We start from the raw sequence: 11,520 nt of genomic DNA on the forward strand, positions 1-11,520 counted from the left end.
CGTCGTGGTGAGCGGCGGCGTGTCTACAAAGGATATTTGATCGCGCCGCTGTGCAGCAGCCGGATGACGTGCGAAATCAGTTTGCGGACCTGATCAAGTCGCGCGCCGTCGCCCAGCGGACCCTTGCTCATCAGAAGCCCCATGTGCGCGGCCATGGCGAAGTCGGACGCCAGCTGCAACTCATCCCAGCGATCCTTCCATTGCGGGAAGGATTTGACCATTTCCTCCGACCACAAGCGATCATAACGGGCGGCAGCGGCCTGGAAGTATTCGTTGAGCTCGGGGGCGGTGCGTGCGGCCACCGCCAGTTCTAGGTACGCGGCATACTCTCGCGTCTGCACACTTTTCCAGTACATGTCGGTGGCTTCCGCCACCGCCGCGCTGCCCAACGTGCGGCTCTTGCGGAAGTCGTCGAGAAAACGCTCCATACGCCGGTAGAAGGTGTAGTCCACCACACCCGCCACCAGCGCCATCTTGCTGGGAAAGTGATGCGCCATGGTGCCGCGCGAGACCTTGGCGGTTTGCGCCACCAGCTGTGTCGACAGCCCGGCATAGCCATGCGCGGTCAGGCAGTTGATCGCCGCTTCCAGCAACATCAGCTGCATCTCGGCGCTTTTGCGCTTTTGCCAGCTCGCGGACAAGTTGGCGATCGCCGCCGGTTGGATGCCGGAAAGCATGGCATCGGCCGCCACGTCGCGGGCATCGGTGGTCGTCACGGGCTCGGCGAGAGTTTTGGTCGGCGGCATTGTCACCTTGCGAATACGGGTCGGTCAATCTGCGTTGCGCCGGCGTCAAACTCATCGCGCCGACAGGCACTCATCAAAGTATGAGGATGGCCCCGCTATAGCAAACTGGTAAAACCGGCACAATTGATGGTTTCCGACAGAGGGGCCGATAAAAAGTGCCGGGGGAGGGTTGGCTGTGGTTGCTCGCACCAGTCTCCCTGGCCTGTCGCAACAATGACGCAGGGAGGAAAGTTTATGAATTACAGAGGGTTGAAGGCGACGTTGCTGTCCGGGCTGGCCGCTGCAACGCTGTTGCCGCCGGCGGCGGCGCGGGCCAATGATGCGGCGGAAGCCGCCGCGCAATCCGGGCCGGTTGGCATTGAGGATATTGTCGTCACGGCGCAAAAGCGCGCGGAGAATTTGCAGGACGTGCCGGTGGCCGTGTCGGCCTTCAGCGGCGCGGCCCTGGAGCGCACCTATGCCGCCGACCTCAAGGCGATCTCGGGCAGCGTGCCGAGCCTGGTGGTCACCAATGTCGTCAACGTATCGATGACCGCAGCCGTCAGCATCCGTGGCATCGGTGTCCAGGAGGCGGATGGTTTCATCGACCCCGCGGTGGGCGTGGTGGTCGATGGCGTCTATCAGGGTTCCAACACCACGGCCCTGCTTGATCTGTTCGACGTCGAACGCATCGAGATTCTGCGTGGCCCCCAGGGCACCTTGTTCGGCGCCAACACCATTGGCGGTGTCATCAACGTCATCACCAAACAGCCGACCGGTGAATTTGGCGGCGAGGGCAGGGTCACGGTGGGCAATTTTGGTCGTTTCGACGCCATGGCCGCCGTGAACATTCCCCTCAACGACAATCTGGCCGGCAAGATCTCGGTGATGCACAAGCAGTTCGATGGCTTCTACCGCGAGTATGAGAGCGGCAAGCGGACGGGCGGGCAGAATGTCACCACCGGCCGCGGCTACCTGAAGTACGACAACAAGTCCAACTTCAACGCGACGCTGGCGCTGGAATATGGCCGTGGCCGCAATGATTCGCCGCCGGTGGTCAATTACTCGGACTCCTCGATGGCACTCTACAATGTCGATGTGTCATTGCCGCTGGGCAGCAAGACGCACTACGTCACCACCAGCCAGACCTATAACTTCTCCGACTTCAACATCTACGGCGCCACACTGACGATGAACCTCGACGCTGGCGCGGCCGATATCGTCTCCATCTCCAATTACCGCGAGTTCAAGCTCGACGAGTGGACCGACCAGGACGGCTCGCCCGCGCAGCTCTACCATACCCGCCGCATCACCCGGAACTGGCAGGCCAGCCAGGAACTGCGCGCGACCATGGCGCCAACCGAGACGACCGAGCTGATGGTCGGCGCCTACTATATGGCCAAGAATTACAAGCTGGACTCGACCAGTTATGTGGATGCCTTTGTGCCGGGCCTCATCACCCTGCTGACAAACGATCAGGACGATGAATCGCTGGCGGGCTTCACCCAGGGATACTGGAACGCCACCGATCGCCTGCGCTTCCAGGCCGGGGTGCGCTACACCTGGCAGAAGAAGGACATGCATGTCACCACCGGCATCAATCTCGGTGGTCCCGACATTCCAGGGCTTGATGTGCGACGCGACAAGAGCTGGACACACTGGGGCTGGAAGCTGGGTGCCGATTACAAGGCGACCGACGACATGCTGCTCTATGCCAGCTATTCGCGCGGCTCCCACTCCGGCGGCTTCAACGGCCGCGTGTCGACAGCGCCCGACGAAATCGGACCCTATGATCCCGAGCATGTGGACGCCTACGAAGTGGGCCTGAAATCCGACTGGATGGATAAGCGGGTGCGCGTGAACGTGGCGCTGTTCTATAACAAGTACAGTGACATGCAGGTGGACCAGCTGTTCTATGAGGACAACCAGGCTCAAACGCGTGTGCTGAATGCGGCATCTTCGAAAATCAAGGGCGCCGAGTTTGAAGTGGTGGTGGTGCCGGTCGAGGGACTCACCCTGAATGGCTCACTGTCCTATCTCGACGCCCAGTACAGCAATTTCTTCCTCGATCTCGACGCCAATCCGGCCAATGGTCAGGAAGACGGGTCGCACCTGAATTTGCGCAATGCACCCAAGTGGCAAGGCTCGGTGGGCGCAACCTACACCATCGACGTCAACCCCGGCAGCCTGGCGCTGAACGCGCAGTGGAATCGCACTTCCCGGCGCGACACCGACACCCGCAACGGCACGGTCGGCATCATCGCGCCGATCAGTCTGATCAACGCCAGTATCAAGTACACCAGTGACGACGACCGCTGGTCGGTGGCGCTGTGGGGCAAGAACCTGACCGATGAACGACGCGTCGCTTCCGGCTTCTTCGCGCCGGGCGTGATGAACTTCGCGTCGAACACGGCGCCGCGCGAGGTCGCGGTCGAGTTCGGCTTCAAATTCTGATGGGGTCAGGCGACGGGCGGGGCCATGCCAACGGTCCCGCCCGCGTTCATGCGAGAGGGAGATAACAGATGCGCGCCGCAACCTTCATGGGCCAGACTCCGGCCGACCTGGACCCGCCCGTACGTGGCGATCCGATCACGGGTGATCGCTATTATTCGCAAGCATGGATGCGCGCCGAGTGGGAACGGGTGTGGACGCGGGTCTGGCACATCGGCGGCATGGCGGCGGACCTTGAAGAACCGGGCGACTATGTCGTCCACCACCTGATGAAGGAATCCGTCGTCATGATCCGCCAGCATGATGGATCGGTGAAGGCCTTCTTCAATGCCTGCAAGCATCGCGGCAACCGGCTCGCCCTCGGCGAATTCGGTGTCGGCAACGGCCTGACCTGTTCCTATCACGGCTGGCACTGGGGCATCGACGGCACGCTGGAGGCGGTACAGGACGTGTCGGATTTCCCGCAGGGAAACCCTTGCGGCAAGCTCCGGCTGAATGAAATTCCGTGCGAGACCTGGGGCGGGTTCATCTGGTTCAATATGGACAAGAATGCGCGGTCGCTGCGGGACTGGCTGGGCTTTGTCGTCGATCAGCTGGCACCCTATGGTATGGAGAAGATGACCCGCGTCGTCGCCCTGACGGCCGAGGTCGACTGCAACTGGAAGATCATTCGCGACAATTTCAACGAAGCCTACCACATCCCGACACTGCATCCGGAGATCGCCACACACATCGACGACGATCACGCCGACACCGTCTTTGAAATGTACCCCAACGGGCACAATCGCATGGTGATGAAGGGAGGCTGCCCGACCGGACGTCTGCTGTCCGACGTCGTGCAGGCGCCGCTGGACGATATTCTGCGGTTCTGGGAGCTGGACCCGGCGGAGTTCGCCGGGCGCCCGTCGGCGGCACGTCTGGCGCTGCAGAAGCAACGTCGCGCGCTGGCCCCGCTGAAAGGGTATCGTCACTACAGTGACCTCAGCGACAGCCAGTTGACCGACTATTATCACTACACGCTGTTTCCCAACGTGACCTTCACGATGGCGCCGGACGGCTTCCAGGTGCTGCGCTCCGAGCCGCACCCGACCGACCCGGAGAAATGCATTTTCGACCACTGGTACATGGCGCACCCGATTGTCGGGCGCGACAGCGTCGACGGCCCCACCGGTACGGTGCCGTTCGAGAAGGCGGCGCGGATCGTCTGCCGCCATGGCGACCGTACGCTGGGCGCGGTGGCCGACCAGGACCTGAGCGTCGCGGTCAGCCAGCAGCTGGGGCTGCATTCGCGCGGCTTCGAGGGCGGCTATCTCGCCGACCAGGAGAAGCGCGTGCAGCGCTTTCATGAAATCCTCAACGACCACATTGAGGGGCGGGCCTGACTGCCACCACCAACCTTGCTCATCTGCTGGAGACTGCCATGAATTTCTCAGGTCCGCTGGAAGACCGCATTGCGATTTACGAACTCAACTGGGCCTATGGCGACGCGGTGTGCCGTCGCGACAAGGCGGATTTCGCCGCCACCTGGGCCGACGATGGCATCTGGCACCTGCCCTGGGGTGAGCCGGTGCAGGGCCGCCAGGTGATCGCCGACTATTGGGCCGAGCAGATCGCCAATTATCCGTTCCACAATTTCGCCAGCTACACCGGCGCGCTCGCCATCGACGGCGACCGGGCGACGGGGCGGATGTGGACGACCGAGACGGTGCAGAACATCAAGGGCGCGACCGGCGTGGTGATCGGCCGCTACGATGATGAATATGTCAAGCGCGATGGCCGTTGGTATTACGCCAGCAAGCGGTTCACGCCGCTGCACGGTCTTGAAAGCATCGTCACCGATTGACGGCCGGGGAGGGCGCCATGACGGCAGGCACACGCAACCGCAAGGTCATGCAGAACTCGTGGATCGTCGCGGACATCGACGCCGCGGTCGATCGCTGGGTGAGAACGACCGGCATCGGGCCGTTTTTCCTGGTGCCGCGTCTGGAAATTCCGGGGCTGCTCTACCGGGGGCAACCCACCGATGCCATCGCCTCGATCGCGCTGGCCCAGGCCGGGGAGGTGCAGATCGAGCTGATCCAGCAGCACAATGACGCGCCGTCGGTGTATCGCGACATGGCGCCGGCCGGCGGCACCGGCTTTCACCACATCGCCTATTACTGCCACGACTACGACGCCGACCTCGCCGGTTTCGCCGCCGCCGGCCAGCCGGTGGCGCAGAGCGGCGCCTTTGCCGGCAAGCGCTTCTGCTACCTTGATACCCGCGCCAGCCTCGGCTGCCTGGTCGAGCTGATCGAACACAGCCCGGTGCAGCAAGACTTCTTCGCACGCATCGCCGCCGCAGCCGTTGCCTGGGACGGCCACGATCCGTTACGCCCCGCCTTCAGTTGAGCCCACACATCCCAAGGCCGTGTGACAGCAGCGTGATGCTGACGTGACGGTCGCTTGCCCCCGATCCTTCCCCAGGGTCGGGGGCTTTTTCTACGCCGGGCGCGGTGGCCGGGATGCATTTGTTGCGAAATGACGACAATCATGTGCCGTGACTGGCAACATTATGTTGCACTGGCGGCCGGTCTGATTGCTGGACGCCGTCACCGCAGGCCTTATGAGTCTGGCGAGTTTTCATTTGTGCCACAGTGACTAACCGGGTGCCCGTCGTGACCTGGATGCAAGACTATGATCCGCTCGCCAACGTCTGGCTGTCCGCAGCCGTGGCGGCGGCGCCCGTTGTCATCCTGCTGGTATCGATTGCCGTTTTGCGCCTGAGGGTTCATGTATCGGCACTGCTGGCGCTGGCGGCGACAATCGGCGTCGCAATACTGGTGTTCGGCATGCCCGCAGGGCTGGCAAGCCGGGCCGCCGCCTTTGGCGCGGCCTATGGATTGTTGCCCATCGGTTGGCTGGTCCTCAATGTGCTGTTCCTGTATCAGTTGACGCTGCGGCAGGGGTACTTTCAGCGTACCCAGGTTCAGATTGCGACCATAACCGACGATCGCCGATTGCAGCTGCTGCTGATCGCGTTCTGCTTCGGTGCCTTCTTCGAAGGATGCGCCGGTTTTGGCGCGCCGGTCGCCATCACCGCCGCGATGCTGATCGGCCTGGGTTTCGAGCCGCTGGCGGCCTCGCGCCTGTCGCTGATCGCTAACACCGCGCCCGTTGCCTTTGGCTCGCTGGGCACGCCGATCATCGCATTGTCAGCGGTAACCGGTTTGCCGGTGGAAGATCTCAGTGCCATGGTTGGTCGGCAATTGCCGTTCTTTTCCTTGCTGATACCGTTCTGGCTGGTGACGGCGTTTTCCGGATGGCGAGGTATGCTGGCGGTCTGGCCGCCGGTCGCGGTGGCCGCCGTGACGTTCGCGGTGCCGCAGTATCTGATCGCGACCTACCATGGTCCGTGGCTGGTCGATATCGGCAGCGCCTTATGCTCGATCCTGGCGCTTGTTGCCTTTCTGCGTGTCTGGAGGCCCAGGGATGCGACCGTCGACGACACGCCGGGGGCCACGGTGGCTGATGTGCCGGGCGCCATGCGCCGTCCCGACCTGAGTACGTGGACGCCGTGGCTGGTGCTGGTCGGCATGGTCCTGCTGTGGGGTACGCCGCAGGTCAGGGCAACTCTCGACGCCATCTGGAAGCTCACCGTGGCGGTGCCGGGGCTCGATGGAGCGGTGGTGCGGGTGCCGCCGGTGGTGTTGACGCCTCACCCGAAGGTTGCCGTGTTCTCGCTCAATCTGCTGTCGGCGACCGGTACGGGAATCCTGCTGGCTGCACTTCTGGCGGGAGTGGTCATGGGCGCATCGCCATTGGTGATGCTGCACACCTACGGCCAGACCCTGCGCCGGTGTGCCCTGCCGTTGGCGACGATCGCCATCATGTTCGCGCTTGGGTACGTCAGCCGCTATTCCGGGGCGGACAGTACAATGGGCTTCGCTCTGGCGACCACGGGCGCCTTTTACCCGTTCTTCGGGACGTTCATTGGCTGGCTGGGGGTTTCCGTCACCGGATCGGATACCGCCTCGAACGTGCTTTTTGGCGGCTTGCAGCGCTCGACGGCGGAACGGCTTGGCCTTGATCCGGTCCTGATGGCTGCGGCCAACAGCAGCGGGGGTGTGATGGGCAAGATGATCGATGCCCAGAGTATTGTTGTCGCCTCGACCGCCACTGGGCTGGTGGGGCGCGAAAGTGATATTCTGCGGTATGTTTTCTTTCATTCAGTCGCGCTGGTGACGCTGGTGGCCTTGCTGGTGTCGCTGCAAGCTTCCCTTTAGCCCGAAACGATCAGCCGTGATGCGCAAGCCCACCCGACACCAACTGACCAGCGCGCCGCCGTCGCCGCGCCAGACGCTGCTTGCCCTGTTCGAGGAAGCGCTTACCGCCATTTCCGCGCGGGAAGTGCTGCCGCCCTTCCTGCAACGCATGGGCGGCTATGAGCGGACGCTGGTGATCGCACTGGGCAAGGGAGCGGCGGAAATGGCCGCCGTCGCGGCCGAACGGCTTCCTGGCCGATTGAACGGTCTCGTCATCACCCGCGCCGGTCATGGGGTCAGTGACGGGCGACTGCCTTCCGGCATCCGGATGATGGAGGCCGGGCATCCGGTGCCGGACGCTGAAAGTATCGCAGCCGCCAGCGAGGCGCTCGCCATGGCCCGTGCTCTGGGGCCGAAAGATCGCCTGCTGATGCTGGTATCCGGCGGCGGATCGGCGCTGATGGCGATGCCGGCACCCGGAGTAACGCTAGCGGACAAACAGCTGCTCACCCAGAGTTTACTTCGCTCCGGTGCGACGATTTCGGAAATAAACTGCGTGCGTAAGCACCTCTCGCGAGTCAAGGGGGGGCGTCTTGCGGTCGCGGCGGCACCGGCGAAAGTGGTGACGCTGGTGATCTCCGACGTGCCGGGGGACGATCCGTCCTTTGTCGCCAGCGGGCCGACGGTGGCGGATCACACCACGCTGGCCGATGCCCGGCAGGTGCTGGATCGCTATGGCGTGGTCGTGCCGATGAGCGTGCGCGCGGCGCTTGAAGACGCCGGCAATGAAACGCCGGAAGCCGATTCCCTCGGCATCGCGGGCGGCGAGACCCACATCGTCGCCTGCGCGCGCGACGCCCTGGCCGCCAGCGCGCGGCTGGCGGAGTCGCTGGGCTACAAGGTTACCGATCTTGGCGATCGATTGCAGGCGGAAGCGCGTTATCTGGGCGCCGGTCATGCCGGGCTGGCGCTGCGGCTGGCCGCCGACGGGCAGGCCCATGTCATCCAGTCGGGCGGCGAGGCAACCGTTCGTGTCACCAATCCCGACGGCTGCGGCGGACGCAATCTGGAATATCTGCTGGGGCTGGCGATCGTGCTCGATGGCGCGCCGGGCATCCATGCCATCGCCTGCGACACCGATGGCATTGACGGCACCGAGAACAGTGCCGGCGCCATTATCGGGCCGGACACCCTGGCGCGGGCGGCGGCGCTGGGCCTCGACCCCCATGCCGCCTTGCAGCGCAACGAGAGCTATCGCTTTTTCGAGCAGCTCGGCGACCTCGTCGTCACCGGACCGACACGCACCAACGTTAATGACTTCCGGGCGATTCTCATCGAGGCGCGCCCGGACATCGCGGGCTGACGGCACCGCCGACGGACGGCGGCGTTCGGCCATTGCCGGCAAAGGAGTGACCATGTCCGTGGCGTTCAATCGTCGTACCCTGCTGCAGGCGGCGGCTTTCGGCACCGGTGTGCTGCTGTGCGGCCGGTCGCTGCAGGCCTGGCCGCTGACCGGCTTCACCCACAGCGTGGCGAGCGGAGACCCCGATCAGCAGTCGGTGACGCTGTGGACGCGCTATGTGCGGCCCGGCGCGAGCGAGAGCCGCCTGGCGGTCGAAGTGGCGCGCGACGAGCGGTTCGCCGATATCGTCAGCCGTGGCGAGACAGTGGCGAGTCTCGGCAACGATTTCTGCGCCCACGCCCGGCCGACCGGGCTGGAACCCGGCGCCTGGTACTTCTACCGCTTCATCGCCCCCGACGGCCAGGTGTCGCCGACGGGGCGCACGCGCACGCTGCCGCAAGGCCCGCTCGACCGCTTCCGCATCGCGGTGATGACCTGCTCCAACATCACCTCCGGCTGGTTCACCGCCTACGGCCATGCCGCCGCCCGCGACGATCTCGACCTCATCGTTCATCTGGGTGACTACATCTATGAATCGCCGGTCAACCGGGCCGACGCGCTGCCGGCGCTGGCGGCCGGGCGAAATGTCCAGCCGCGTCATGAGGCGGTGACTCTGGCTGACTACCGACTTCGCTACGCCAGCTATCGCGCCGACGCCGATCTGCAGGAACTGCATCGCCGCTACCCCTTCGTGGTGATGTGGGATGACCACGAGACCGCCAACGACAGCTGGACGGATGGCGCCAAGAACCACGATCCGGCCGAGGAAGGGCCGTGGCCGGCGCGCAGGGCCGCCGGCATCAGGGCATTTTACGAATGGCTGCCGATGCGACCGCGTCCCTACAGCCGTTACCGGATTGGCGATCTGGCGACGCTGTTCCGCCTGGAGACGCGATTGATCGGCCGGACTCAGCCCCTGAATCCCGAGCCGGCACTGGCGATGGCGCGTGATCTGCCGGCGGCGGTCGCGGCGTTTATCGACGGGCCCCTCGCTGATCCGTCACGAACGTTGCTGGGGCCCGAGCAGATGCAGTGGCTGGCAGATGGCCTAGCTGAATCCACGGCGGCCGGCGTGCGTTGGCAGGTTCTCGCCCAGCAGGTCGTCGTCGGCCCCCGTCGCTTGCCAAGGGTGACGGATGCGTGGTTCACGCCGGAGACCCTGCTGCCGGAAAAAGCGCGTCAGCAACTGGATCTTGCCGTCAGGCTGGCTGATCTGGGCATGCCGATGAGCCTTCAGAGCTGGAGCGGCTATCCGGCGGAGCTCGAACGGATGCTGCGCGCGGCGCGTGCGGCACGGGCCAACCTCGTGACACTCAGTGGGGACAGCCATAACGCCTGGGCCTTCGATCTCGAACTTGATGGTGGCCCGGTGGGCATTGATCTGTGCGTTCATGCGGTGTCCTCGCTGGGGCTCGACAAACGCTTCAGCGGACGCCCCGATGTTATCGCCAATGCGTTCATTGCTGCCAGCCCCGCGCTCAGGTGGTGCGATACCAGTCGTCGTGGCTACATGATGACCGAGTTGACCCGCGACCATGTCAACAATGAATGGCTTTTCTTGCCTTCGCGTCAGGAGCGCTCCCTGACGGTAACAGGACGTCATATCATGCAGGCGCCGTACAACGCCCGACGGCTTGCCTGACCTCGACCGGGCATCAATCTGCTCCCACCACGGGGGTGGCAGGGGCACGGCGTTGCGGCGTTGGCCGTCGCGCGGCGGCGGCAAAGGCGGGTCGCAGCCTGTCGACAAGAAAATCAATCAGTGCGCGTACATGCGCCGGGATCACTTCGTGGCGCGGGAAAACCGCGAAGAAACTGTGCGGCGCCAGTTGCCACTGCGGCAGCAGCGCGACCAGCTGGCCGCTGTCGGCGGCATGACTCGCAAGGAAGGTTGGCAACGCGGCGATGCCCAGCCCCGCCACCACCGCTTCACGCAGCAGCAGAAGGTCATTGCAGGTCAGTCGCGGCGTGAACTCGACGTCGAACTCGCCGGCATGGCTTGATAGACTCCATTTGTGCCGCGCATCGTTCGTGCCCGTCGCCAGCAGGTCGAACCGCGGCAGATCGACGTGACTTTGCGGCATGCCGTGGCGTTCAAGATACCCTGGTGCCACATAAAGGCGATAGGTCGCTTCTCCCAGTTTGGTAGCCGTGAGCGAAGACTGGGCAAGGGGGAGGGAGCCCGCGACGATGGCAAGGTCAAAGCCGCCACGCAGAAGATCGACCTGCTCGCTGGTGACGACGCATGACAGCCGGACATCGGGATAGAGCTCCAGATAGGCCGCCAGCAGCGGGCCGAGCAGGCTGCGGTCGAGGTCGTGCGGCACCGCGATGCGCAGCAGGCCCTGGGGATGGCTGTGCTGCTGACGTAGCGCACGTTCTCCGTCACGCAGGACACCGATGCATCGCAAGCTGTAGTTGTAGAAGAGGGTTCCCTGTTCTGTCAGTGTGACGCTGTGGGTGCTGCGCCGGATCAGTTGCGCGCCCAGTTGTTCTTCCAGCCGGCTCAGGCGACGACTGACGGTCGATTTCGGGAGGCCGAGAGCCCGGCCGGCCTTGGTGAGATTTTCGGGTCGCGTCCGTCAAGGTGGTGTAATTTCGGCTGTGGCCGTGGGCCATCGTCAGGCGGCTTTGGCGGTGATGTGTAGGGGCTGATTTTCCTCCTCGATCATGGGTTGGTTGAGTTCGGCCATGCCTT

9 protein-coding genes and 1 pseudogene are annotated in these 11,520 nt (G+C 64.1%); 7 read left to right on the forward strand and 3 right to left on the reverse strand.

Features of this window, described 5'->3' with window-relative positions; all coding sequences use genetic code 11:
• Positions 1-23: 23 nt before the first annotated feature.
• Positions 24-716 (reverse strand): TetR/AcrR family transcriptional regulator, encoded by a 693-nt coding sequence (locus ABU113_RS12795; protein WP_454559885.1) that lies wholly within the window; start codon positions 714-716, stop codon positions 24-26.
• A gap of 264 nt (positions 717-980) precedes the next feature.
• Between ABU113_RS12795 and ABU113_RS12800 the strand changes: the two genes are divergently transcribed.
• The 7 genes from ABU113_RS12800 to ABU113_RS12830 all read left to right on the forward strand — a co-directional run bounded on the left by ABU113_RS12800 (position 981) and on the right by ABU113_RS12830 (position 10,464).
• Positions 981-3,179: a TonB-dependent receptor gene (locus tag ABU113_RS12800; protein WP_454559886.1), complete on the forward strand. Its 2,199-nt coding sequence runs from the start codon at positions 981-983 to the stop codon at positions 3,177-3,179.
• Positions 3,180-3,247: 68 nt separating this feature from the next.
• Positions 3,248-4,558: an aromatic ring-hydroxylating oxygenase subunit alpha gene (locus ABU113_RS12805; RefSeq protein ID WP_454559887.1), complete on the forward strand. Its 1,311-nt coding sequence runs from the start codon at positions 3,248-3,250 to the stop codon at positions 4,556-4,558.
• 38 nt (positions 4,559-4,596) lie between these two features.
• Positions 4,597-5,019, forward strand: a complete 423-nt coding sequence (locus ABU113_RS12810) for a nuclear transport factor 2 family protein (RefSeq protein WP_454559888.1) — start codon at positions 4,597-4,599, stop codon at positions 5,017-5,019.
• A 17-nt stretch (positions 5,020-5,036) separates the two neighbouring features.
• A complete protein-coding gene (locus tag ABU113_RS12815) occupies positions 5,037-5,567 on the forward strand; it encodes a VOC family protein (RefSeq protein WP_454559889.1) in 531 nt (176 codons plus the stop codon).
• A gap of 275 nt (positions 5,568-5,842) precedes the next feature.
• Entirely contained in the window at positions 5,843-7,441 is a 1,599-nt protein-coding gene (locus tag ABU113_RS12820) for an L-lactate permease (RefSeq protein WP_454559896.1), read from the forward strand.
• Positions 7,442-7,460: 19 nt separating this feature from the next.
• Complete coding sequence (locus tag ABU113_RS12825) at positions 7,461-8,783, forward strand: glycerate kinase type-2 family protein (protein WP_454559890.1); 1,323 nt, start codon at positions 7,461-7,463, stop codon at positions 8,781-8,783.
• A gap of 52 nt (positions 8,784-8,835) precedes the next feature.
• Positions 8,836-10,464 carry an alkaline phosphatase D family protein gene (locus tag ABU113_RS12830; RefSeq protein WP_454559891.1) on the forward strand — a complete coding sequence of 543 codons (1,629 nt, stop codon included), beginning with the start codon at positions 8,836-8,838 and terminating at the stop codon, positions 10,462-10,464.
• Between the two features lie 13 nt (positions 10,465-10,477).
• Here the strand turns inward: ABU113_RS12830 and ABU113_RS12835 are convergent, their stop codons facing one another.
• Positions 10,478-11,233, reverse strand: a complete 756-nt coding sequence (locus ABU113_RS12835; protein WP_454559892.1) for a substrate binding domain-containing protein — start codon at positions 11,231-11,233, stop codon at positions 10,478-10,480.
• A 33-nt stretch (positions 11,234-11,266) separates the two neighbouring features.
• Positions 11,267-11,380: pseudogene (locus ABU113_RS12840) on the reverse strand (LysR family transcriptional regulator); the annotation flags it as partial.
• Positions 11,381-11,520 lie beyond the last annotated feature (140 nt).

The organism is Parapedomonas caeni (assembly GCF_041060555.1).
Classification (GTDB): Bacteria; Pseudomonadota; Alphaproteobacteria; order Sphingomonadales; family Sphingomonadaceae; genus CAUJIW01.

Bases quoted from the DNA above. Each gene is read 5' to 3' on its own strand.
- ABU113_RS12800 (WP_454559886.1), top strand. From the start codon at position 981: ATGAATTACAGAGGGTTGAAGGCGACGTTGCTGTCCGGGCTGGCCGCT.
- ABU113_RS12805 (WP_454559887.1), top strand. From the start codon at position 3,248: ATGCGCGCCGCAACCTTCATGGGCCAGACTCCGGCCGACCTGGACCCG.
- ABU113_RS12810 (WP_454559888.1), top strand. From the start codon at position 4,597: ATGAATTTCTCAGGTCCGCTGGAAGACCGCATTGCGATTTACGAACTC.
- ABU113_RS12815 (WP_454559889.1), top strand. From the start codon at position 5,037: ATGACGGCAGGCACACGCAACCGCAAGGTCATGCAGAACTCGTGGATC.
- ABU113_RS12820 (WP_454559896.1), top strand. From the start codon at position 5,843: ATGCAAGACTATGATCCGCTCGCCAACGTCTGGCTGTCCGCAGCCGTG.
- ABU113_RS12825 (WP_454559890.1), top strand. From the start codon at position 7,461: ATGCGCAAGCCCACCCGACACCAACTGACCAGCGCGCCGCCGTCGCCG.
- ABU113_RS12830 (WP_454559891.1), top strand. From the start codon at position 8,836: ATGTCCGTGGCGTTCAATCGTCGTACCCTGCTGCAGGCGGCGGCTTTC.